The organism is Streptomyces sp. NBC_01571, from assembly GCF_026339875.1.
In the GTDB taxonomy this organism is placed as follows: Bacteria; Actinomycetota; Actinomycetes; order Streptomycetales; family Streptomycetaceae; genus Streptomyces.
This window is the reverse complement of record NZ_JAPEPZ010000001.1, coordinates 5,058,102-5,081,066: the sequence shown is the minus strand read 5'-3', so window position 1 is coordinate 5,081,066 and position 22,965 is coordinate 5,058,102. Positions and strand designations below refer to the sequence as shown.

At 72.1% G+C, this 22,965-nt stretch carries 22 protein-coding genes; 10 read left to right on the top strand and 12 right to left on the bottom strand.

Features of this window, described 5'->3' with window-relative positions; genetic code table 11:
• Window positions 1-396: 396 nt before the first annotated feature.
• From pstB to OHB41_RS22815, 11 genes are all read right to left on the bottom strand, one after another.
• On the bottom strand, window positions 397-1,173 hold the full coding sequence (gene pstB / locus OHB41_RS22865; RefSeq protein WP_266700092.1) for a phosphate ABC transporter ATP-binding protein PstB: 777 nt from the start codon (window positions 1,171-1,173) through the stop codon (window positions 397-399).
• Between the two features lie 47 nt (window positions 1,174-1,220).
• The gene (gene pstA, locus OHB41_RS22860) at window positions 1,221-2,285 is read right to left on the bottom strand and encodes a phosphate ABC transporter permease PstA (protein ID WP_266700091.1); all 1,065 of its coding nucleotides are present in this window, start codon (window positions 2,283-2,285) and stop codon (window positions 1,221-1,223) included.
• Window positions 2,282-3,289 carry a phosphate ABC transporter permease subunit PstC gene (pstC, locus tag OHB41_RS22855; RefSeq protein WP_266700090.1) on the bottom strand — a complete coding sequence of 336 codons (1,008 nt, stop codon included), beginning with the start codon at window positions 3,287-3,289 and terminating at the stop codon, window positions 2,282-2,284. The genes pstA and pstC overlap by 4 nt, the downstream gene beginning before the upstream one ends.
• A 100-nt stretch (window positions 3,290-3,389) precedes the next feature.
• On the bottom strand, window positions 3,390-4,526 hold the full coding sequence (gene pstS, locus OHB41_RS22850; protein ID WP_266700089.1) for a phosphate ABC transporter substrate-binding protein PstS: 1,137 nt from the start codon (window positions 4,524-4,526) through the stop codon (window positions 3,390-3,392).
• Window positions 4,527-4,993: 467 nt separating this feature from the next.
• Window positions 4,994-5,413 carry an NUDIX hydrolase gene (locus OHB41_RS22845; RefSeq protein WP_266700088.1) on the bottom strand — a complete coding sequence of 140 codons (420 nt, stop codon included), beginning with the start codon at window positions 5,411-5,413 and terminating at the stop codon, window positions 4,994-4,996.
• Between the two features lie 10 nt (window positions 5,414-5,423).
• Window positions 5,424-6,509, bottom strand: coding sequence for a CHAD domain-containing protein (locus tag OHB41_RS22840; RefSeq protein ID WP_266700087.1), 1,086 nt, complete (start codon window positions 6,507-6,509; stop codon window positions 5,424-5,426).
• On the bottom strand, window positions 6,490-8,721 hold the full coding sequence (locus tag OHB41_RS22835) for an RNA degradosome polyphosphate kinase (protein ID WP_266700086.1): 2,232 nt from the start codon (window positions 8,719-8,721) through the stop codon (window positions 6,490-6,492). Before OHB41_RS22835 ends, OHB41_RS22840 begins: the two co-directional genes overlap by 20 nt.
• Window positions 8,722-9,106: 385 nt before the next feature.
• Window positions 9,107-10,042 (bottom strand): ABC-2 membrane transporter-related protein, encoded by a 936-nt coding sequence (locus OHB41_RS22830; RefSeq protein WP_266700085.1) that lies wholly within the window; start codon window positions 10,040-10,042, stop codon window positions 9,107-9,109.
• The gene (locus OHB41_RS22825; RefSeq protein ID WP_266700084.1) at window positions 10,039-11,064 is read right to left on the bottom strand and encodes an ABC-2 membrane transporter-related protein; all 1,026 of its coding nucleotides are present in this window, start codon (window positions 11,062-11,064) and stop codon (window positions 10,039-10,041) included. The genes OHB41_RS22830 and OHB41_RS22825 overlap by 4 nt, the downstream gene beginning before the upstream one ends.
• On the bottom strand, window positions 11,061-11,954 hold the full coding sequence (locus OHB41_RS22820) for an ABC transporter ATP-binding protein (RefSeq protein WP_266700083.1): 894 nt from the start codon (window positions 11,952-11,954) through the stop codon (window positions 11,061-11,063). Before OHB41_RS22820 ends, OHB41_RS22825 begins: the two co-directional genes overlap by 4 nt.
• Window positions 11,951-12,355: a GntR family transcriptional regulator gene (locus OHB41_RS22815; protein WP_266700082.1), complete on the bottom strand. Its 405-nt coding sequence runs from the start codon at window positions 12,353-12,355 to the stop codon at window positions 11,951-11,953. Before OHB41_RS22815 ends, OHB41_RS22820 begins: the two co-directional genes overlap by 4 nt.
• 123 nt (window positions 12,356-12,478) lie before the next feature.
• Between OHB41_RS22815 and OHB41_RS22810 the strand changes: the two genes are divergently transcribed.
• The 7 genes from OHB41_RS22810 to OHB41_RS22780 all read left to right on the top strand — a co-directional run bounded on the left by OHB41_RS22810 (window position 12,479) and on the right by OHB41_RS22780 (window position 17,583).
• Complete coding sequence (locus OHB41_RS22810) at window positions 12,479-13,021, top strand: RNA polymerase sigma factor (RefSeq protein ID WP_266700081.1); 543 nt, start codon at window positions 12,479-12,481, stop codon at window positions 13,019-13,021.
• Window positions 13,018-13,911 carry an anti-sigma factor family protein gene (locus OHB41_RS22805; RefSeq protein ID WP_266700080.1) on the top strand — a complete coding sequence of 298 codons (894 nt, stop codon included), beginning with the start codon at window positions 13,018-13,020 and terminating at the stop codon, window positions 13,909-13,911. Before OHB41_RS22810 ends, OHB41_RS22805 begins: the two co-directional genes overlap by 4 nt.
• Window positions 13,908-14,183, top strand: coding sequence for a hypothetical protein (locus tag OHB41_RS22800; protein WP_266700079.1), 276 nt, complete (start codon window positions 13,908-13,910; stop codon window positions 14,181-14,183). Before OHB41_RS22805 ends, OHB41_RS22800 begins: the two co-directional genes overlap by 4 nt.
• On the top strand, window positions 14,180-14,347 hold the full coding sequence (locus tag OHB41_RS22795; protein WP_266700078.1) for a hypothetical protein: 168 nt from the start codon (window positions 14,180-14,182) through the stop codon (window positions 14,345-14,347). The genes OHB41_RS22800 and OHB41_RS22795 overlap by 4 nt, the downstream gene beginning before the upstream one ends.
• Entirely contained in the window at window positions 14,344-15,207 is an 864-nt protein-coding gene (locus OHB41_RS22790) for an ABC transporter ATP-binding protein (protein WP_266700077.1), read from the top strand. The genes OHB41_RS22795 and OHB41_RS22790 overlap by 4 nt, the downstream gene beginning before the upstream one ends.
• Window positions 15,204-16,748, top strand: a complete 1,545-nt coding sequence (locus OHB41_RS22785; RefSeq protein WP_266700076.1) for an ABC transporter permease — start codon at window positions 15,204-15,206, stop codon at window positions 16,746-16,748. The genes OHB41_RS22790 and OHB41_RS22785 overlap by 4 nt, the downstream gene beginning before the upstream one ends.
• Before the next feature lie 190 nt (window positions 16,749-16,938).
• Window positions 16,939-17,583, top strand: coding sequence for an ABC transporter (locus OHB41_RS22780; RefSeq protein WP_266700075.1), 645 nt, complete (start codon window positions 16,939-16,941; stop codon window positions 17,581-17,583).
• Window positions 17,584-18,159: 576 nt separating this feature from the next.
• Here OHB41_RS22780 and mshD read toward each other — a convergent pair.
• Window positions 18,160-19,086: a mycothiol synthase gene (gene mshD / locus OHB41_RS22775; protein WP_266700074.1), complete on the bottom strand. Its 927-nt coding sequence runs from the start codon at window positions 19,084-19,086 to the stop codon at window positions 18,160-18,162.
• 290 nt (window positions 19,087-19,376) lie between these two features.
• Between mshD and OHB41_RS22770 the strand changes: the two genes are divergently transcribed.
• From OHB41_RS22770 to OHB41_RS22760, 3 genes are all read left to right on the top strand, one after another.
• Window positions 19,377-21,176, top strand: coding sequence for a bifunctional metallophosphatase/5'-nucleotidase (locus OHB41_RS22770; protein WP_266700073.1), 1,800 nt, complete (start codon window positions 19,377-19,379; stop codon window positions 21,174-21,176).
• 101 nt (window positions 21,177-21,277) lie between these two features.
• Window positions 21,278-22,576: an LmeA family phospholipid-binding protein gene (locus OHB41_RS22765; protein WP_526024953.1), complete on the top strand. Its 1,299-nt coding sequence runs from the start codon at window positions 21,278-21,280 to the stop codon at window positions 22,574-22,576.
• Between the two features lie 247 nt (window positions 22,577-22,823).
• Window positions 22,824-22,964, top strand: coding sequence for a hypothetical protein (locus OHB41_RS22760; protein ID WP_266700071.1), 141 nt, complete (start codon window positions 22,824-22,826; stop codon window positions 22,962-22,964).
• Window position 22,965 lies beyond the last annotated feature (1 nt).

The window sequence follows — 22,965 nt, the reverse complement described above, 5'->3', positions numbered from 1 at the left end:
GCGCGCAGGGATCTGCGGCGTGAGCCCGCGCCTCCGGCCCAGGCCAGCGTTAACAGCCTGGGCCGGCATCTATGAGACGGGTCTCGTCTTCAGCCAGGTTCGTGGCCTCGGCGTGGGTCGGGCGTCTGTGGGGCGGGTCTCGTCTTCAGCCCAGGTTCGTGGCCTCGGCGTGGGTCGGGCGTCTGTGGGGCGGGTCTCGTTTCCGGCGCGGGCCCCGTCTTCCGCGTAGGTCCCGGCTCAGGCGTGTGCCCGTATTTTCAGTCCGTCCGGCGATTGAGGACGAGGCCGTTCAGGCCGGAACGGGAGCGGGCCCGCCCCCGGGAGCCGGGGGCGGGCCCTTCTCGTCCTCGCGGTGGCACCGCCATGCAGCACCGCGAGGGGTTCGTGGGGGACGGCTCAGCCGAAGCGGCCCGAGATGTAGTCCTCGGTGGCCTGGACCGACGGGTTGGAGAAGATCCGCTCCGTGTCGTCGATCTCGATGAGGCGCCCGGGCTGGCCCACCGCGGCCAGGTTGAAGAACGCGGTGCGGTCGGAGACCCGCGCGGCCTGCTGCATGTTGTGCGTCACGATGACGATCGTGAAGCGCTCCTTCAGCTCACCGATCAGGTCCTCGATGGCGAGGGTGGAGATCGGGTCCAGGGCCGAGCACGGCTCGTCCATGAGAAGGACCTGGGGCTCCACCGCGATCGCCCGCGCGATGCACAGTCGCTGCTGCTGGCCGCCGGACAGGCCCGAACCGGGCTTGTTCAGGCGGTCCTTGACCTCGTTCCAGAGGTTCGCGCCCTTGAGGGACTTCTCGACGATGTCGTTGAGCTCGGACTTCCGGTAGGAGCCGTTGAGCTTGAGGCCCGCCGCCACGTTGTCGAAGATCGACATGGTGGGGAAGGGGTTGGGGCGCTGGAAGACCATGCCGATCGTGCGGCGCACGGCGACGGGGTCGACGCCCTGGCCGTACAGGTCCTCGTCGTCCAGGAGGACCTTGCCGTCGACGCGGCCGCCGGGGGTGACCTCGTGCATCCGGTTGAGGGTGCGCAGGAAGGTCGACTTGCCGCAGCCGGAGGGGCCGATGAAGGCCGTCACCGAGCGCGGCTCGACCGTCATCGAGATGTCTTCGATCGCCTTGTGGGCGCTGTAGTAAGCGGTCAGACCGCTCACGTCGATTCGCTTGGCCATGTCAGTCACTGCTTCTTTCGAGAGGTTCGGGTCGCTGATTGGCCGCGTCAGCGGCCCGTCTTCGGGGCCTTCCAGCGGGCGATGCCGCGGGCCGCCAGGTTCAGGATCATGACGAAGGCGATGAGCGCGAGTGCCGCCGCCCAGGCCCTGTCGTAGGCCGCGCCGGAGCCGGCGCTGTTCGCGTACTGCTGGTAGATGTACAGCGGCAGCGAGGCCTGCGGGTCCGAGAACGGGTTGGTGTTGATGAAGTTCGTGCCCCAGACCAGGAGCAGCACCGGGGCGGTCTCGCCCGTGATGCGGGCGACCGCGAGCATCACACCCGTGGTGATACCGCCGATGGACGTCGGCAGGACCACCTTGATGATGGTGCGCCACTTCGGGACGCCCAGTGCGAGGGAGGCCTCGCGCAGCTCGTTCGGTACGAGCTTGAGCATCTCCTCGGTGGAGCGGACCACGACGGGCATCATCAGGATCGACAGGGCGAGCGCACCGGCGAAGCCGGAGTAGCCCATGTCCAGGATCAGGATCCAGAAGCTGAGGACGAACAGGCCGGCGACGATCGACGGGATGCCCGTCATGACGTCGACGAAGAAGGTGACGGCCTTGGCGAGCTTGCCGCGTCCGTACTCCACCAGGTAGACGGCGGTGAGCACACCGATCGGCACGGCGATCAGGGTGGCGATGCCGACCTGCTCGAGGGTGCCGATGATCGCGTGGTAGATGCCGCCACCGGTCTCGGTGTCGGCGACCACACCCATGGAGTGGGTCAGGAAGTAGATGTCGAAGACCTTCACGCCACGCTTGGCGGTCTCCCAGATCAGGGAGGCCAGCGGGACGATGGCGACGAGGAAGCAGACCCAGACGAGGCTGGTCGCGACCCGGTCCTTGGCCTGGCGGCGGCCCTCGACGCGGGCCGAGATGCCGTAGGTGCCGAGGACGAAGAGGATCGCGGCGATCAGGCCCCACTGGACCTTGCTGTCGAGTCCGCCCACCAGACCGATGACCACGGCGAGGACGAGCGCGCCCACGGCGATCCCCCACGGGGACCACGAGGGGAGGCTGGCGCCGCGCAGACTGCTGGGGCGCCTCTCGGTGACGGATGCGTGGCTCATGCGTTGGCCCCCGAGTACTCCTTGCGGCGGTTGATGATCATCCGCGCGCCGCCGTTGACCAGCAGGGTGATGACGAACAGGACGAGACCGGAGGCGATCAGCGCGTCCTGGCCGAGCGGGGTGGCCTCGCTGAACTTGCTCGCGATGTTCTGCGCGAAGGTGCCGCCGCCCGGGTCGAGCAGGCTGGCGTTGATCTCGAAGGTCGGCGAGAGGACCGTGGCGACGGCCATCGTCTCGCCGAGCGCGCGGCCGAGGCCCAGCATCGACGCGGAGATCACACCGGAGCGGCCGAAGGGCAGCACCGACATGCGGATGACCTCCCAGCGCGTGGCGCCGAGCGCGAGCGCGGCCTCCTGGATCATCAGCGGAGCCTGGCGGAAGACCTCGCGGCTCACGTTGGTGATGATCGGCAGGATCATGATCGCGAGCAGGACGCCGACGGTGAGCATCGAGCGGGGGGCACCGCCCTGCCACTCGAAGATGCCGGTCCAGCCGAAGTAGTGGTCGAGCCAGCCGAAGAGGCCGTCCATGTGCGGGACCAGGACGAGGGCGCCCCAGAGGCCGTACACGATGGACGGGACGGCGGCGAGCAGGTCGATCACGAACCCGATGGGGCCGCCGAGCTTGCGCGGCGCGTAGTGCGTGATGAACAGCGCGATGCCGACGGCGACGGGGACCGCGAGGGCCATGGCGATGATCGAGGAGACCACCGTGCCGAAGGCCAGCACCGCGATGCCGAAGCTGGGCGGCAGGAGGTTGGTGTTCCACTCGAACGTCGTGAGGAAGTTCCCGTGGTCCTCGCTGATCGCGTTGGCCGCGCGATAGGTGAGGAAGGCCGCGATGGCGGCCATGATCACCAGAAGGAAGATGCCCGACCCGCGGGAGAGACCGATGAAGACGCGGTCTCCGGTGCGGGAGGCGCCGCGGTCGGCGATCTTCGTGCCGGGCGCGGAAGTCTGTGGGGTGGGAGGTGGTGCTTCGGTGTTCTGTGTCGTTATGTCCATCAGGATTCTCCGGTCTGCGGAACCGTAAGGGGTGGCGGCTCCAGGCGGCGGTGCACCGGACGGTGCGGCCCGCCTCGGTGAGGCGGGCCGCACACTCAGGTCAGCTCAGGTTCGAGACGGCGGCGCGAACCTTGGTGATGATCTGGGCGGGGATGGGCGCGTACTTGGCGTCGGTCAGAAGCTTCTGACCGTCCTCGCTCGCGATGTAGTTGAGGAAGGCCTTCGTGGCGGGCAGGGTGTCCGCCTTGTTGCCCTTCTCGCAGACGATCTCGTAGGTGACCAGGGTGAGCGGGTAGGCGCCCTCCTCGGTCGGCTTGTAGTTCAGGCCGAGCGACAGGTCGTTGCCGGTGCCCTTGACCTCGGCGGTGGCGATGGCCTTGGTGGCGTTCTCGACGCTGGCCTTCACCGGGGTGGCGGCGTCCGTCTTGAGGTCGACGGTGCTGATGCCGTCAGCGGCGTAGGAGAGCTCGAAGTAGGAGATCGCGCCGGCGGTCTGCTTGACCTGCTGGGCGAGGCCGGAGGAGCCCTGCGCGGACTGGCCGCCCTTGGCCTGCCACGCCTTGCCGCCGGAGTAGTTCCAGTCGGACGGGGCGACGGCCTTCAGGTACTTGGTGAAGTTGTCCGTGGTGCCGGACTCGTCCGAGCGGTGGAACGCCTGGATCTTGGTGCTGGGCAGCTTCGCGGTGGGGTTGAGCTTCGCGATCGCGGAGTCGTTCCACTTCGTGATCTTGCCATCGAAGATCTTCGCGATGGTGGACGCGTCGAGGACGAGGCCGTCCACGCCCGGCAGGTTGTAACCGATCGCGATCGGGCCGCCGACCATCGGGAGGTCGATGGCCGGGTTGCCGCCACAGGCCTTCGTGGCCGCGCCGACCTCTTCGGGCTTCAGCGGGGAGTCCGAACCGGCGAACGCGGTCTGGCCCTGCGTGAAGGCCGTCACGCCGGCACCCGAACCGGTCGGGTTGTAGTTGATCTGGACGCCGGAGCAGGCCTGGGTGAACTCCTTCACCCAGGCGTCTATGGCGTTCTTCTGCGCGGAGGAGCCGGAGGCCTGCAGCTGGCCCTTGGCGTCGTCGCACTTGATGGCGCTGGCGCTCGTGGCGGAAGAGGTCGCCTTGTCGCCGGTGCTCTTGCTGCCGGTGTCGTCCGAGCCGCACGCCGTGAGGGCCAGGGCGCCGGAGACGGCGACGGCACCGAGCGAGAGGGCGCGAAGCCGGTTCTTGCGCTGAAGCTTCACTTTTCGGGAGTTCCTTCCAGGAGCCGCCGTCGAGTGGCGGCGTGCGATGTCGGTGGTAGGCGGAAGCCGTGTCCCAGGACCTGCCCGGGGCGCGGTCCGCACCGCGTAAGGCCGAAATTAGGCAGAAGAGGTGAAGGCGCCGATGGCCATAAGTGAACGGAGGGTGAACCCCTGCGGTCGGTGCGGTGAGGTCACGGAACGCTTACGTCGAGGACACGGGGTGGTTTCCGACAACTCGGGTCTCATTGGTAACTCTAGGCAACCGGCCGCAATCGTTCAGGTTTCGGCGCAAGAGGCGGGACGGGACCGGGTGCGACCCGGCGCACGTGTACGGCGCGCGGGTGCCTCGTACAGGCGTGGCGTCCAGGCGGGATGCGACGGCGTGCGCCGGACTTCACGGTCCGTACCTCCTGGGCCGTCTCCCGGGACCTCGCCGGCCGCACCCCGGGCCCCAGGGCCGCACGGACCTACGCCAGATGCAGCGAGTGCAGCAGTGCGTCGACCAGGTCGCGGTCCCTGGGCTGGGTCAGGCGGTGCCGGGCCGCGGTCGGCGGGAGCCACAGGACGCGGTCGACCTCGCTGTTCGGCCGGAAGCAGCCGTCCGCCGCCTCGGCCGCCCAGTAGCGGACCTCCTTGGTGCGTCCGCCGACGAGGTATCCGAGCGTGGGCAGGGTGGCGCCCGGTACCGCGGAGTACCCCGTCTCCTCCTCGACCTCCCGCAGCGCCCCGGCCAGGGCGTCCTCGGCGCGCTTGAGCTTGCCCTTGGGATGCGACCAGTCGTCGTACTTCGGCCGGTGGACCAGACAGACCTCCAGCTCGCCGTCGACGGGCGAGCGGCGCCACAGGACGCAGCCCGCCGCCCGGATGATGTCGGTGCCGTCGGTCATGGGGTCTCCCTCAGGGGGTGCGTACGGCTTCCTTCTGCCAGCTCTGCTGGAACGCGAAGCGTGCCGCCTCCACCTCGTGCCGCTGGTCCGCGTGGAGCACGCCGAGCGCGTACGCGGTCGCCGGGGCGATGCGCGGGGTGCGGGCCGCCGACGCCGCGGCCGCGGCCGCCTCCGCCGCGTCCCGGTGCCGGTCGAGGGCCTGACCCGCGCCGAGCAGCCGTACGTCGGAGGGGACGCCCTCCCGGTAGAGGCACTCGCGCGCGTAGCGGTGCAGCCGCAGCAGCAGCCGGACCTGGTGCCAGGGCGCGTCCTGGGGATGGGGAGCCGCGTCCGCGGAGAGGCCGAGGACGAGGGCCTCCGCGTTGTACGGATGGCCCGCCGTGATCAGCGGCAGCGCGGCGACCGCGTCGATGAGCCGGTCCTGTGCGGCGGCCGCCAGTGGGCGCAGGTCGGCCGCGGTGGCCGCGGTGGTGAGCGGTACCTCGCTCGCGAGCACGGCGACGCTGTCCGCGACCGCGTGGAAGCGGGAGGAACCCAGCGCCTGGAGCGCCGCCGAGTGCGCCCGGGTGCGGGCGAGGGTCAGCTGCCGGTCGAGCAGCGCGCCCGCCTTCGCCGCCCCTATGGTCATCTGGCCCTTGGGCGGAACGTCGGCGCCCCCCGGGGTCTGCGCGGGGAAGGCGGTCGGTCCCGACAGCCGGTTCAGCGCGCCGAGCAGCCGCTCCAGGCGGGCCGCGTAGGCGTGCTCACGCGCCAAGGTGCCCGACAGCCAGGCGAGTTCGGGGCGCATCCCCTCCGACCAGTCCGTGTCGAGGAGGGGCCGGAAGGTGTGCAGGGTGCCGCTGATGCGGCGGGCCGAGCGGCGCAGGGCGCGCGCCGCGTCGACCGAATCCGTCGAGCCGCCCGCCGCGGCGCCGGTCTCCCGGTGCTGCCGCAGCGAACGGAGGAACTCCGTGGCCTGGTCCCGCAGATAGTCCGCGAGGACCTCGCCGACGGGCGTACCGCCCTGCTCATGGGGGTGCCGCCGGTCGGGCGGGGCCGCCAGCCGGGGTGAGGACCCGGCCGTGGGGTCGGTGGGGTCAAGGTGTTGCTGTGCCACGCCGGCGCCTCCGGGCGTCTATGAGCATCTCCTGGACGTTCCGCAGCGGTTGGCCATCCTGGTCGGTCGCATGCCGGGTCCATTCGCCGTCCGGGCCCAGGTGCCAGGAAGCGGTGGTGTCCGACATCCCGGTCTCGAACAGCCGGCTGAGGGCTGCCCGGTGGGCCGGGTCGGTGATCCTGACGAGGGCCTCGATCCGCCGGTCGAGGTTGCGGTGCATCATGTCGGCGCTGCCGATCCACACCTCGGGCTCGCCGCCGTTGCCGAACGCGAAGACCCGTGAGTGTTCCAGGAAGCGGCCGAGCACGGACCGGACCCGTATGTTTTCGGACAGGCCTGTGACGCCGGGCCGGACCGCGCAGATGCCGCGCACCCACACGTCGACGGGGACTCCGGCCTGGGACGCGCGGTACAGCGCGTCGATGATCGCCTCGTCCACTATCGAGTTGCACTTGATGCGGACGAAGGCGGGGCGTCCGGCGTTGTGGTGCTGGACTTCCTTGTTGATCCGCGCGATCAGGCCGTCGCGCAGCGACTTGGGGGCGACCAGGAGCCGGCGGTAGGTCTCGCGGCGCGAGTAGCCGGAGAGCCGGTTGAAGAGGTCGGAGAGGTCCGCGCCGACCTGCGGGTCGGCGGTGAGCAGTCCGAGGTCCTCGTACAGCCGGGCGGTCTTGGGGTGGTAGTTGCCCGTGCCGACGTGGCTGTAGCGGCGCAGGGTGTCACCCTCCTGCCGCACCACCAGCGACAGCTTGCAGTGGGTCTTCAGCCCGACGAGCCCGTACACGACATGGCAGCCGGACTCCTCCAGCTTCCTGGCCCATTTGATGTTGGCCTGTTCGTCGAAGCGTGCCTTGATCTCGACGAGGACGAGGACCTGCTTGCCGGACTCGGCGGCGTCTATCAGCGCGTCGACGATGGGCGAGTCGCCCGACGTCCGGTACAGCGTCTGCTTGATCGCCAGGACGTCCGGGTCGCTCGCCGCCTGCTCCAGGAAGGCCTGTACGGAGGTGGAGAACGAGTCGTACGGGTGGTGCAGCAGGACGTCGCGTTCGCGCAGGGCGGCGAAGATGTCGGGCGCGGACGCCGACTCGACCTCCGCGAGGTCGCGGTGGGTGCCCGCGATGAACTTCGGGTACTTCAGCTCGGGCCGGTCGAGGGCGCCGATGCCGAACAGGCCGGTGAGGTCCAGCGGGCCCGGCAGCGGGTACACCTCGGCCTCGGAGATCTTCAGTTCCCGTACCAGCAGGTCGAGGACGTACCGGTCGATGGACTCCTCGACCTCCAGGCGCACCGGCGGCCCGAAGCGGCGCCGCATGAGCTCCTTCTCCAGTGCTTGGAGCAGGTTCTCGGTGTCGTCCTCCTCGACCTCGAGGTCCTCGTTGCGGGTGAGGCGGAAGGTGTGGTGCTCCAGCACCTCCATGCCCGGGAAGAGCTCCTCCAGGTGGGCCGCGATCACGTCCTCGATGGGGACGTAGCGGTCCGGGGAGGCCTCCAGGAAACGGGAGAGCAGCGGCGGGACCTTGACGCGTGCGAAGTGCCGGTGACCGCTGACCGGGTTCCGCACGACCACGGCCAGATTCAGGGACAGGCCGGAGATGTACGGGAAGGGGTGCGCGGGGTCGACCGCCAGCGGGGTCAGGACCGGGAAGATCTGGTGCCGGAAGAGCGTGAAGAGGCGGGCCTGCTCCTTCTCGGTGAGCTCGCTCCAGCGGACCAGGTGGATGCCCTCCTCCGCGAGCGCGGGGGCGACGTCCTCCTGGTAGCAGGCCGCGTGCCGGGCCATGAGCTCGCGTGAGCGGGCCCAGATCATCTCCAGGACCTCGCGCGGCTGCAGGCCGGAGGCGGACTTGGTGGCGACGCCGGTCGCGATGCGGCGCTTGAGACCGGCCACCCGGACCATGAAGAACTCGTCCAGGTTGCTGGCGAAGATCGCCAGGAACTTCGCCCGTTCGAGGAGGGGCGTGCTCGGGTCCTCGGCGAGCTCCAGGACGCGCTCGTTGAACGCCAGCCAGCTGCGTTCCCGGTCCAGGAACCGGCCCTGCGGGAGCTGGACGCCGTCCTGCACCGTGTCCTCGTACGCGTCGAGGTCGGCGTCGAGGTCGGGCTCCAGGTCGGAGACGTTGGCGGCGACGGTGTGCGGCCGGTGCGCGGCGATGGAACCGACGGACGGCTGCGGGTGCTGGACCTGGGCCTGGGCGCTGGGCTGGTTCATGGACCCATTCTTCCGCGCCGGACGCGAGACCGGCGCGTCGGAGCGGGCGGGCGGCAGCGCGGCGAGGCGGATGACGGCTCCCCGGCTCACGGCTTCGTCCGACCGGGAGTGCCCCGGGCGGGGCACGGACACGGTTTCGTCCGCCGTCGACGGCTGGGGCTCGTTCTCCGGTGGAGGCGAAGGCTCTGGCACGGCGGGCTTCATTGGCTGAGCGTCGCAAGCTCGTCTGAATCGATGGTTACGGCGACATGACGTGCGGGATATCGGGGGGCGGCCCCCGGACGTCACATGTCCGGGGGCCGCGTACGTCCCCACCCCCGTGGAGGGCGTACGGACAGGTCGCGGAGGCCGGTTCTGCTCTCTTCCCGCGGTGCGGGGACGGGGTCTACGCGGTGCGGCGGCGCAGCAGTCGGAAGGTGACCGCGGTGGCCGCGGTGGCGACGGCGAGGACGATGCCGGTCTCCACCAGGTGGAGGGGCCAGAAGTGGGAGACCGGATGGTAGACCGAGTAATGGCCGGTGATCCCGTGGTCGGCCGCGCAGCGTCTGATCCGCGCGGCCGTACCGACGCAGTGCCCGTAGTCGGGGTTCGCGACCCGGCGGCCGTGGACGAGCACCCCGTTCTCCAGCTGCCAGGCCCGGTGGGGGAGCCCTGCCTCGGTGGTGCCGGTCCGGGTGACCTTGGGCCACAGGTCGGCGCGGCAGGCCCCCAGGACCTGGTTGAGCAGCAGCGTCACGGCGAAGGTCACGCCGAGGGCGGGCAGCGCGCGTCCCAGCAGCAGGCCGGTGAGCGCGCCGACGGCCAGTGCGCACAGGGCGTACGCGACCGTCGCGGGGCCCAGGGCGACGAAGGTGCTGAAGCCGCTCCAGCCGTCGTCCAGCCGGTCCGGGTTGTTCGACCAGGCCCAGCGGAACAGCGCCACGAGCACCGCGCCGCCGAGCGTGACGGCCAGTGCGGGCACGGCGAGCCTGGCGGTCAGCCAGCGCGTCGGCGACACCGACTGGGTCCAGGCGAGCTGTGCGGTGCCCGACTCCAGTTCGCGGGCGACCAGGGAGGCGCCCGCCCAGGCGGCGACGGCGCAGAAGGCGTAGCACAGCACGACGGCGGTCCAGCGGAGGGTGTTGCCGTAGTCGGCGGTGGCGGTGAGGAAGCAGGTCTCGTGGTGTGCGCAGTAGGCCAGTTCCTCCCGGGCCCGGTCGGCCTGGACCTCGACCGCCCACACCAGGAGCCCGCCGACGGCGGCCACGAACGCGCCCCACAGGGCCAGCGCCGGGCGGTGCAGGCGCAGGACGGTCCACGGGAGTCCGCTGACGGCGTTCATCGGCGGGCCTCCTTCGGGGTGGCGCCGACCTGCCGGGTCAGCAGCCGGAAGGCGGTGAGGACGGCGAGCGCGGTGAGGGCGAGGACGATCCCGGTCGCCACCCACTGGAGGGGCCAGTAGTGGGAGTACGGGTGGGAGTCGCTGTAGAAGCTGGTGGCGTGCAGGTTCGCGTACAGCTCGCGGCACCGGATGCTGAGGTCGCTGCCGCAGTACGGGTTGGCGAGGCGGCCCCCGGTGGAGGTGAGGATGCCTTCGTCGACGGTGAGGCCGAGGCTCGTGGGGCCGTTGTGGTGCAGGCTGGTGACGGTCCGCACCGGTGACCAGAGGTGGGGCTGCGCCAGGGCGACGGCGCCCCGGACGCCCGCTGTCAGCGTCAGGGAGACGACGAGCGCGCCCAGCGAGCGGCGCAGCGCGAGGCCGGCCAGCGCGCCGGCGGCCAGACCGAACAGGGCGAGGGCGACGGTGGTCGGGCCGTTGGCGTGGAAGACGAGGGGGTCGGCCCAGCCCTTGGCGGTGTCGATCCTGCTCTGGCTCCTGCGCCAGGTCCGCTGGTGCAGCAGGACCAGCACGCTCGTCCCGGCGGTGACGAGTGCGGCCGGGAGGGCCAGCTTGACCGTGAGCCAGCGGGCCGGGGAGACCGACTGGGTCCAGGAGAGCCGCGCGGTCCCGGTCTCCAGTTCGCGGCCGAACAGCGACGCGCCCGCCCAGGCGGCGACGAGGAACGGCACGAGGGTCACCGCGACGGTGGCGTACTGGGAGAAGGACTTGTAGGTGAGGAGGGAGTCCTGGTCGTAGGTGCAGGCGGACTCCCGGCAGTGGTCGTACTGCCGCCAGGCGGTGGCCGCCTCGTCCATCGCGGGGCCGTGCAGCCACAGCAGCAGGACGGTGAGGACGGCGAACAGGCCCGCCCCGGCGCAGAGGGCCGGGCGGTGCAGCAGCAGGACCGTCCGGACCAGGCCGCGCGAGGCCGACGGGCGGCGGACGGGAGCCGCCGGGGTGCCGGTGGTGGCGAGCGCGGTCATACGGCGGGCTCCTGGGTGCGGGCGGGTGCGAGGATCAGCGCGGGGGCCGCGGGGTTGCGCAGATGCGCGAGGACCAGGTCCTCCAGCGAGGGCGCGGTGGCTCCGGTGTCGGCGGGGTACGGGCCCTGCGGGCGGATCAGGGCGGTCTGCTGGCGTCCCGTGGTGCGGGACTCGACCACGGTGTGCGGGGCGAGGTCCCGGACCGGGCCGGTGGTCAGGGTGTGCGCGGCCAGCAGGTCGTCCAGGTCGCCCGCCAGCCGTACCCGGCCGTCGCCTATCAGCAGCAGGTAGTCGCAGGAGCCCTCCAGTTCGGCGACGACGTGCGAGGACATCACGACCGTCGTCCCGTACTCGGCGGCCTCGGCCATCAGGGTGCCCATCAGTTCGTGCCGGGCGAGCGGGTCGAGGTCGGCCATCGGCTCGTCCAGGAGCAGGAGTTCGGGCCGTTTGCCGAGCGCGAGGGCGAGGGCCACCCGGGTGCGCTGGCCGCCGGAGAGCGCGCGGATCTTCTTCTTCGGGTCCAGGCCGCCGACCTCGTACGCGATCCGCCCGGCGACCCGGGCGTCCCAGCGGGCGGGGTTGAGCTCCTGGCCCACGCGCAGCGTCTGGGCCACGGTGAGCTGCGGGTACAGCGGCTTGTCCTGGGCGACGTACGCGACGCGCTCGCGGGCGGCGGCCGGGTGGGTGCCGAGCACGGTGAGGGCGCCCTCGGTGGGGGCGAGCAGGCCGGCCGTGTGGGACAGCAGGGTCGACTTGCCCGCGCCGTTGGGACCGACGACGGCGCAGACGCGTCCCGCGGGGAGCCGGAAGGAGCACGCGCGCAGTGCCCAGCTCCCGCGTCGCCCGAACCGCTTGCCGAGTCCGGCCGCCTCGATGGCGGTGTTGCTCATTCCTGGTCTCCCTTGGCGTGTTCCTGAGTGAAGCGGTCGTCGAGTGCGGAGGTGAAGAGCGCCGCCATGTCGTCCCGGCCGAGCCCGGCCGCGCGAGCTCGGGTCACCCAGGCGTCCAGTTCGGCGCGCAGGGGCGAGTCGGCCGGGGTGGCGGTACCGAGCGAGCGGCGTACGAAGGTGCCCAGGCCGCGTCTGGCCTCGACCAGGCCTTCGCGCTCCAGCTCGCGGTAGGCCTTGAGGACGGTGTTCGGATTGATCGCGGTGGCTTCCACGACCTCGCGGGCCGTGGGGAGCTTGTCGCCGGGTTCCAGCAGGCCCAGGCGCAGGGCCTGTTTGGTCTGCTGGACGATCTGGACGTACGTGGCGACACCGCTGCGCCGGTCGATGCGGTACTCCACCACTCCACAACCACCCTTTCACTAATTGAGTAGTGAAAGGGTGGTGCAGGAGGGTGCCGTGAGTCAAGTGCGAAATCCGTCGGCGCGAACGTGAACCGATCGCCGGGGCTCGTCCGATGAGGTGACGTGAGGGAAACGAGAAGCGACGGGGAGCTGCTGCGGGCCATCGCGGCGGACGGGGACCGTCGCGCCTTCGAGGAGCTGTACCGGCGCTACGCGCCGTGGCTGGCCGCGCGCCTGCGCGGACGGTGCGCGGACGCCGGGCTGGTGGACGACGTCGTGCAGGAGACGTTCCTCGCCGTCTGGCGCGGCACCGCGCGCTACCGGGAAGAGGGCGACGCGGCCGGCTGGCTCTGGCGCGTCGGCTCCCGGCGACTGATCGACACCCTGCGCGGCGACGGCGCGCGCGGCCGGCTGCGGCAGGCCCTGGCCCGCCTGCGCCACCGGGACGAGGCGTCCGCCGAGGAACGCGTGCTCGCGGGGGTGGAGCACGGAGACCTCGCGGGCGCCCTGGTCCGGCTCTCGCCCGAACTGCGGGCGGTGCTCCAGGCCACGGTGATCGACGGCCTCACCACCAGGGAGGCGGCCGTCCTGCTCGGCATACCGCCCGGCACGGTCAAGACGCGGGCCCTGCGCGCGCGCAAGCAGCTGCGGGAGGCGCTGGCATGAGCGGCATCGACAGGGAGACCGGCACGGCCTGGCACGTGCCGGACGAGGACATCCGGGCCTATGCGCGAGGAGAACTCACCCCGCCCCGGCTCTGGTCCGCGGACACCCACCTCGCCTCGTGCGCGCACTGCCGGGAGACGCTCGCCGCGGCGGCCGACCCGGTCGCGCTGGACGCCGGGTGGGAGCGGCTCGACGCCGAACTGGACGCACCGCGGCCGCGCCTGCTCGAGTCACTGCTGGTGCGCATCGGCGTCGCCGACCACACCGCGCGCCTGCTGGCCGCCGCACCCGTGCTGCGCCGCTCCTGGCTGGGAGCGGTCGCCGCCGTGCTGGTCATGACCGTGGCGGCGGCCGACTCGGCGCAGTCCGCCACCGCGCCCAACCTGTTCCTGGCCCTCGCGCCGCTGCTCCCGCTCGCCGGGGTCGCGCTGTCGTACGGGCCCGTGCTCGACCCGACCTACGAGATGGCGGTCGTCTCACCGACGCACGGATTCCGGCTGCTGATGATCCGCACGCTCGCCGTGCTGACCGTCGTCCTCGGCCTGAACGGTCTCGCCACCCTCGCCCTGCCCGCGTACGGACTGCGCGCGCTGGCCTGGCTGCTGCCCGCGCTGGCCCTCACCGGGACCGGGCTCGCGCTGACGCCCCGGCTGGGCCCGGTGCTCGCGCCCGGCCTGGTCGCCACGGTGTGGGTGACGCTGATCGCTCTGACGGCGTCGGCGGCCGGGCCCCACCACGGGACGCCCGCGCCGTTCACGGCGGCCGGGCAGGGCGTCGCGGCGGCGGTGGCCGCGCTGGCCGCCGGCCTGCTGTACCTGGCGCGCGACGGGTTCGACGCGTCGTCCCCCCGGAAGCCGTTCCGGGCGTTCACCCGAGGGGGCACGGGATGACGGACCGGACACCACCCGCGCAGGCCGTGACGCTCGCACCGGTCACGCCGGTTGCGCCGCCCACGCCGGTCCCGCCGGTCGTGCCGGTCACCCGACGGGAGCGGCGGCTGCGCCTCCTGAAGGCCGTGCTGCTGATGGCCGTCTCACTCGCGGCGTTCGCGGCCGAGCTGCTCCACGTGGTCGTCTGCGCCTCCGACCGCCACCGCCGACGGTCCTTCGCGGGCGGCATCGGCGGGGACACCGGAGGCGGTGACGGCGGGAGCGACGGATGAGGAGGCCCGCGGCCACCTCCCCCACGCACCCCTTCTCCGCCCTCTCCCGCCTCTCACCCGTCCCCTCCGTCCCCTCCGTCCCCTCCGTCCCCTCCGTCCCTCTCACCACCGTCATCTACACCCCTTCCCCCTTCTTCGACCACTTCCGCAGGAGCGCCGTATGACCCCCACCGTCTCCGCCTCCGGGCTGAGCCTCCGCTACGGCAGGACCCCCGCCCTCGACGACGTGTCGGTGCGGCTCCAGGAAGGTGTCACCGGGCTCATCGGTCCCAACGGGGCCGGAAAGACCACCCTGTTGCGGGTGCTCGCTACCGCCGTGCCGGCCGACCGGGGCGCCTTCACGGTGCTCGGACACGACCCGGCCACGCCGGCCGGGCGCCAGAACCTCCGGCGCACGCTCGGCTATCTGCCGCAGGCCCCCGGATTCCACCCGGACTTCACGGCCTTCGAGTTCGTCGACTACGTGGCGATCCTCAAGGAGCAGACGGACCGTACGGCCCGGCACCGCGAGGTGCGCCGGGTCCTGGAGGCCGTCGACCTGACCGACGTACGCGGCAAGCGGATCAAGAAGCTGTCCGGTGGTATGCGCCAGCGGGTCGCACTGGCCGCGGCCCTCGTCGGCGACCCCGGCTTCCTCGTCCTCGACGAGCCCACCGTCGGCCTCGACCCCGAGCAGCGCATGCGCTTCCGGGAGCTGATCGCCCGCGCGGGGGAGGAACGCACCGTTCTCCTCTCCACCCACCAGACCGAGGACGTCGCGATGCTCTGCCGGCGCGTCATCGTGATGGCCCATGGACGTGTCCTCTTCGAGGGCACCCCCGTCGAACTGGCCGCACGCGCCGACGGACATGTGTGGAGCAGCGCCGAGCGCGACCCGACCGCACGCGCCGGATGGCGTACGGGCACGGGTTCCTTCCGCAACGTCGGCGACCCGCCCCCGGGCGCCGCACTCCTCGAACCGACCCTGGAGGACGGATACTTGCTCACCCTCGACGGCGCGCCCGCGGAGGTGGCGGCGGGATGAGCACCGTACTGGAGACCCCCGCCAAAGCCGTCGGGCCGGCGCGGGAGCCGCACCCCTGGGCGGCCGTGGCCGCCCTCGCCCGCTTCGAGGCACGCGAGCTGCGCCTCTACCTGTCCTTCGTCGGTGTCGCGCTGCTGTACGTCGGCTGGATCGTGTGGCAGTGCACGAGCCGGACGGGCGACTACCCCGTGCTGCAGGACGTCGACCGGGCCACCCAGAGCATGCCGATGCTCGTCGGTCTCTCGGTCATGCTGTGCGTCAACCGCGCCGTCCGGCGTTCCCACCGCAACGACACGGAACGCCACTTCGGGGTGCTGGTCGTCGAGCCCTGGCGGCGTACGGTCGCCCACGCGCTGTCCGTCGTCCCGGCCGCCCTGTTCGTCGCGGTCTGCGTCACCGTCCAGTTCACCTGGGAAGCGCTCAAGCCCGGTGCCGTCGGGCACGGCTCACCCGCCGAACTGGCCGTCGGCCCGCTGACGGTCCTGCTGTTCGGCGCGCTCGGTGTCCTCCTCGGCCGCCTGGTCCCCTCCGCCGTGGCCGCGCCGGTCCTCCTCGTCTTCCTGCTCCTCACCCAGGTCCTCGGCGGGAGCGCCTCCGGCGGGACGGGCTGGACGGCCTGGCTGTCCCCGGTCGTCACCGAGACCGGCGCCAGGCCGTTCCCCTCCGACCTGCTCGGCCGTCCGGCCGCCTGGCACGCGCTGTACCTCCTCGGGCTCGCCCTGTTCGTGACCGTTCTCGCGGTGCTGGTCGGCGGCGGCCGTACGAAGACCGTCCAGGTGGTCCTCGCGGGTGCGCTCGCCCTGACGCTGGTGGGGGCGGTCGCTCAGTCCGGCGGCACCCCGGCCGCGACGGTCGCGGCCCGTGAACGGGCCTCGCTCGCCCCCGAGAAGGTCCAGTCGTGTCTGGAGCACGGCACCTCGGTGTACTGCGCCTTCCCCGAGTGGAAGGGTCGCACGGCCGACTGGGCCACCGTCGTCGACCGGGTCCGGAGCCTCGCGGGCGGCGCCGCCTGGGGAGAGCGGCTGACGGTGCGCCAGCGCGTCGACGCCCGCTCCGGGTTGGCGGACAACCCCGCCCTCGAACCGTCCACCGTGCCCGGCCAGGTGACCGTCGGCACCGCCTGGGGCGGCAACCGGGTCACGGAGTTCGCTGTCGCCGTCGCGTCCGTCCTGGTCGCGGGGGACGAGAAGGCGGGCAGCGCGGTGTGCGACGCGCGCATGGTGACCATCATGTGGCTGGCACTGGGCGCGGAGTCCGACCCGATGACGCTCTTCCGGCACGTCCGCCTCGACGACAGCGTCACCGGCTCCGCCATCGTCCTGGCCCCCGCGGAGCCGCTCTCCATGACCGACGAACAGACGCGGATCGTGCGGGAGCTGCTGAGGAAGCCCCGCTACGGCGTCACCGCCAAGGTGAAGGCCCACTGGTCGCAGCTGATCTCCCCGAAGACCTCGACGGCCCGGGTCGCGGAGCTGCTGGGAGTGCCGGCCAAGGCGGGGGCGACGGACCCGGAACCGGACGGTGACCCGTGCGAGGGATGACAGCGCCGGACACGGCCACGGACGCGGACGCGCTCGCGCGACCCGTGAGGGGACGAGGCGGGAGCGGACGAGGCGTGAGGGTACGAACAGCGAGCGTACGAACAGCCGGCGCGCGAACAGTCGGCGCACGAAAAGTCGGCGCACGAAACGGGAGCGTACGAACCGTGGGCGGACGAACGGGGACCAGGCCGTGATCCGTGCCCTCGTACGGCCCGTCTGGCGCACCCTGCCCCGGACGGCCCTCGCGGCCTGCGGCGGTCTCGGGTTCCTGCTGGCCGGGATCCCGCACCTGCTGCCCGGTCAGCCGGATCCGTGGCTGTGCCTCAACCTGCTGCGGGGAGCCGCGCTCGTCCTCGGCGTGGGGCTGGCGTTCCTGCTGGACGACCCGGCGCGGCACACCACCGCGGCGGTACCGGCCCGCAGGCCGCTGCGCAGCGGCCTGCGGATGGCGCTGGTGGCCCCGGCCGCCGCGCTCTGGTGGACGGTCGCGCTGCTCCTCGTACCGGAGGGGGCGCGGCCCCCCGCCGGCGCGCTCACGCTGGAGGCGGCCGCGATCGCGGCGACCGCCCTGGCCGCCGCGTCCGCCGCCGTACGGTTCACGGACCGGGCCGAGCCGGGCCCGGCCGTCGCGACGGGCCTGCTGGTCACCGCCATGACGGTGCCGACCCTGCTGCTGCCCGAGCGGTGGGCGCTGGTCGTGTCCGTGAACGACCCGCACTGGGACGCCGCCCACGAGCGGTGGGCGGCCGTCCTGGCCGTGGCGGCACTGCTCTGCGCGGTGTGCTGCACGGAACCCGCACGGACGTGGCGCCCACCCACACCTGCCCGTCGCTGAGGGCTCCGCCCCACCACGTCAGGCCCCGCCCCGAGCACGCAGGGCGCGGCCCAGCCACGGCCGAGTCCCACCCCGGGTACGCGGCACCCCGCTCACGTCCGGGCCAGGCCCGCCCTGGGGGTACGTGGGGCTCCGCCCTCGGGTGCGTCGGTCCGGCCCGGGTGCGTAGGTCCCGCCCGGGTACGTCGGGGTCCACCCCCGGGTACGTAGGGCCCGCCCGGGTACGTCGGGCCCCGACCGGATGCGGCCGGTCCCCACGCCGGGTACGTAGGCCCGCCCAGGTCCGTCGGGCTCCACCCCCGGCTGCGTGGGCCCCGCCCGGGTACGTCGGGGTCCACCCCCGGGTACGTAGGTAGGTCCCGCCCGGGTGCGCCGGGCTCCCCCCCCCCGGCTGCGTGGGCCCCGCCCGGGTACGTCGGGCCCCGACCGGATGCGGCCGGCCCCCACGCCGGGTACGTAGGCCCGCCCAGGTCCGTCGGGCTCCACCCCCGGCTGCGTGGGCCCCGCCCGGGTACGTCGGGCCCCGACCGGATGCGGCCGGCCCCCACGCCGGGTACGTAGGCCCGCCCAGGTCCGTCAGGACTCGCTGCGGTACATCAGGTCCGTCTCGTGGGTGACGAAACCGAGGCGCTCGTACACGGCCACGGCCGCGGTGTTGTCGGCGTCGACGTAGAGCATGGCGGTCGGCAGAGCCTGCGCGGCGAGATGGCGGAGCCCGATCGTGGTGAGGGCCTTGCCGAGGCCGCCGCCCTGGGCGGCCGGGCTGACCCCGAGGACGTAGACCTCGCCGAGGCCCTCCGTGGCGTGGACCTTCGTCCAGTGGAAGCCGACGAGTTCGTCACCGCGCAGGGCGAGGAAGAACCCGGACGGGTCGAACCACGGCTCGGCCATGCGGTCGTCCAGGTCGCGCTGGGTGAGGGCGCCCTGCTCGGGATGGTGGGCGAAGGCCTCGGCGTTCAGGGCGAGCCAGGCCGCGTCGTCCCGGCCCGGCACGAAGGCACGGACGCGCACGCCGTCCGGGAGCTTCGGCTCGGGCAGGTCGAGATCGGTCAACGGCCGCCGGAGCTGACGCAGTTCACGGAAGAGGGTGAGTCCGAGGACCTGGGCGAGATGCCGGGCCGCGGAATGCCCGCCGTGCGCCCACACCCGCAGCCGCTTGCCGGACTCGGCGAGCAGCGCCGAACCCAGCGCCCGTCCGTGGCCGTGTCCGCGGTACGCCGGGTGCACGACCAGCTCGGCGGCCGGGGCCTCCACCGGGTCGGTGTCCTCCAACTGGGCGTATCCGACCAGCACGTCGCCGAGGGTCAGCAGCAGATGCCGTACGCCCTCGCGCGCACCGCCCTTCAGCTGGAGCCGACCCTGCTCGGAGACCGCCTGCTGTCCGTCGGCCAGGGCGGCCTCCGAGAGGAGCCGGAGCACGTCCTCGGCCTGCGCCGGGGAGAGCGCGCTGGAGGTCTCGATGGAGCGGGAGAGCGCGGGGGGTGCGGTGTCGTCGCTGGTCATGGATACGAGGGTACGGCGCGGTCTTTTCCGGACAAGGAGTTGGGCGGGGTGGATGTGGATCGTGGCGGGGCGGGCGGTCTCCCGGGGCGGCGCCGCGCCACACCGCGGCTCCCCGCGCGTCCCCTCGCGACTCCCGCGCGTGCGTCTGCCGGTGAGGCGACGGCAACCAGTCCGTAACCCCGAACCCCCTGGTGTGCTACGCGCGTTGATTCTAAAGTGCGTGCAAAGCCACAGCCGTCGCACAGCGCTCGTGACACTCGTAGCTCTCACCGTTCTCCTGGGGGGACCCCATGCCGCCGACGTTCCGGAACAGACGTACCCATCGCCTCCTCGCGGGTGCCGCGGGCCTGGCCACCGTCGCCGCCCTGGCCGCCGCGATGCCGGCGAGCGCGGGGCAGGACAGGGCGACCGCCCGGCACCACCACGGCAGCAGCCGCTACCAGGACGTACAACTGCTGTCCTTCAACGATCTGCACGGCAACCTGGAGCCGCCGTCCGGTTCCTCCGGCCGGGTCACGGAGCTGCAGGCGGACGGGACGACCAAGTCGATCGACGCGGGCGGTGTCGAGTACCTCGCCACGCATCTGCGCGACGCCCGCAAGGGCAACAAGTACTCGATCACGGCCGCCGCCGGTGACATGGTCGGCGCCTCCCCGCTGCTCTCCGGGCTCTTCCACGACGAGCCGACGATCGACGCGCTGAACAAGCTCGACCTGGACGTGACCAGCGTCGGCAACCACGAGTTCGACGAGGGCGCCAAGGAGCTGGCCCGCCTGCAGAACGGCGGCTGCCACCCCACGGACGGCTGCTACGACAAGAAGGCGAAGTTCCGGGGCGCCGACTTCCCCTACCTCGCCGCGAACGTCACCAGCGAGAAGACCGGCAAGCCGATCCTCAAGCCCTACTGGGTGTGGAAGAAGAACGGCGTCAAGGTCGGCTTCATCGGAGTGACCCTCGAAGGCACCCCGAACATCGTGTCGGCGGAGGGCGTCAAGGGCCTGAAGTTCGGTGACGAGGTCGAGACGATCAACAAGTACGCCAAGGTGCTCCAGCGCCAGGGCGTGAAGTCGATCGTCGCGCTGATCCACGAGGGCGGCGCGCCCGCCTCGGCGGCGTACAACTACGACTGCGACAGCCCCGGCGCGGGCGACGGCATCTCCGGCCCGATCGTCGACATCGCGAAGAACGTCACGCCGGCCGTGGACGCGCTGGTCACCGGCCACACCCACCAGGCGTACGCGTGCACGATCCCGGACCCGGCGGGCAACCCCCGGATGGTGACGTCGGCCTCCTCCTTCGGCCGTCTCTACACGGACACCACGCTGACGTACGACCGCTGGACGGGCGACATCGCGCGTACGGCGGTGAAGTCCGCGAACCACGTGGTCACCCGTGACGTGGCGAAGGCCGCCGACATGACGGGCCTGATCGCGAAGTGGAACACCCTCGCCGGCCCCATCGCCTCGCGCCCCATCGGCTACATCGCGGGCGAGATCGGCAACGCCGGCACCGAGTCCCCGCTCGGTGACATGATCGCCGACGCGCAGCTCGCGTACGGCAAGTCGGTCGACCCGGAGGCCGACATCGCGCTGATGAACCCGGGCGGCATCCGCGCCGGGCTCACCTACACCGCGAGCGGCGGCGAGGGCGACGGCGTGGTGACGTACGGCGAGGCGTACACGGTGCAGCCGTTCGCCAACACCGTCAACCTCGTGACCCTCACCGGCGCCCAGCTGATCACCGCACTCCAGCAGCAGGTCAGCGGGGCGAACGAGGCCGCGCCGAAGATCCTGCAGATCTCCAGGGGCCTGACCTACACGCTGGACCTCACCAAGACGGGCGCCGCCCGCGTGGTGGCCGGCTCGGTCAAGCTCGAGGGCACGGCGATCGACCCGGCCGCCGGCTACCGCGTCGCGATGAACTCCTTCCTCGCGGGCGGCGGTGACGGCTTCGCCGAGCTCGGCAAGGGTACGAACGTCCTGGTCGGCGGCGACGACCTGGCCGCCTTCGAGTCCTACCTCACGGCCAACTCCTCGGCCACGACGCCGTATCCGGTGCCCGCGGCGGACCGTGTCACGGTCGTTCGGTAGCCGTTCGGGCCGGACACCGGAACCGGCGAAGATCGTGAAGTAGATCGCATCCGGACGGTTGCGGTTGCGGTCGGGGGCGGTACGCATGGTCGGATGAGACGATGCGTACCCCCCACCGCATGACAGCGCATCCCCTTCCGGCCGACCACCTCCCGAACCCGTACGACCGTCCGTACGACCTCCCGGACGACCCGCCGGACCGCTACCCGAACCCGTACGACGAACTGGGCACCCTCGGTGGCGCGGGCCCGCTGGAGGACTTTCTCCACGGGGACGGGCCGGAGACCGGGCCGGGTGGCCCGCCGGAGCCGGGCGAGGAGCCGGGCGAGGCGTGGGCCCCGCCCAACCACCGCCGGGGCAGCCGGCGCCGCCGCAGGCACCTCGCGGGACTGCCGTTCGCGATGAAGGCGGCCGTCCTCGTCGTGACCCTCGCCGCGTTCCTCACGCTCGCCGACCGCTGGGCGCTGCTGTACGCCGAGCACCGGGCCTCGCAGACACTCAAGGACCAGCTGCACCTGACCGCCGCGCCCGAGGTCGAGATCGGGGGCTTCCCCTTCCTGACCCAACTCGCGGACGACCGGCTGGACTCCGTGCGGGTGACGGTGCCGGACGTGGCCGCCGACCGGGTCTCCCTGGCGAAGGTGTCGGCGACCGCGACACGGGTACGGCTCGACAGCGACGGACCGACCGACGTGCACGGCGCCCGCATCCCCGAGCTGCACGGCGAGGTGCTCCTCTCCTTCGACGACCTGAACCGCGAACTGGGCTCCTCCCAGCTGACGTTCACCGGACACGGCCGCGACCAGGTGCGGGCGCGCGGCACCCTGCCGGTCGCCGGTCACGACCTGAGGCTCCGGGCCGACGCGCGCATCCGGCGCGACGGGACGCGCGGCATCTCCACCCACATCGGCGGAATGCGCCTGGACATCGGTGACTTGGCGACGTACCGCCCCGGTGCCCGCGCCTCCGAGGGCCTCCACCTCACCCCGCGCTCGGCGGCCCGCCTCGGCAGCCAGACCGTCAGGGCGAGGGCGCTGCTGTCCGTCCCGTCGGTCGTCCGCAGGCTCGGGGTGCCGGACCGGGCGGTGCGCGAGGCGCTGCGCGACGACACCGAACTCGCGTCCCTGACCGGGTCGCCGGCCTTCGTCCACCAGGCGATGCGCCTGAACCTCCTCGACGTGGCGACGGCCCACCCCGAGCTCCTGAAGCGGCTGGGCCTGGACCCGGCGCTGCTCGACGGCCTCTCCCGCCTGACCCGCCCCGTCCTCGTCGACCAGCTCTCGCTCGGTTTCCGGCTGCCGCATCCGGCGGACGGGCGGATCCGGCTGCGGGACGTGCGGGTGGAGCGGGACGGGATACGGGTCGACGTGACGGGGACGGGGCTGTCGGTCGGGCGTTGACAAAACCCCGCTGAATTCAATCGTCCTGGCCTTGCGTCGGTAAGTCACGGGTACGGGGTGTCATAAATTCTGTGTGAGCCGCTGATTGGTTCCTCTGTCGTCCTGAGAACTTCTTTCAGTAGCAATTCATGCAGGTCTCAGCGGAATTGGCGATTTCCGGGTCCGGGGCGCCGTAATGTTTTCCATGTCGAAAGCGAACAGCGCGAACGGCAAAGGGAATTCACCCGTACCGAACAAGGAGCACCCCATGAGCTTCCACAGGATCGTCCCGGTCAAGCACTCCCGCAAGGCCACCCCGGCCCACCGGCACGCCGCCAAGCCCGCACCGAAGCCCGGCGCGAAGAAGACCGCCCCGAAGCTGCGCCCGGTCGGCCGCCAGGGCCGCTAGC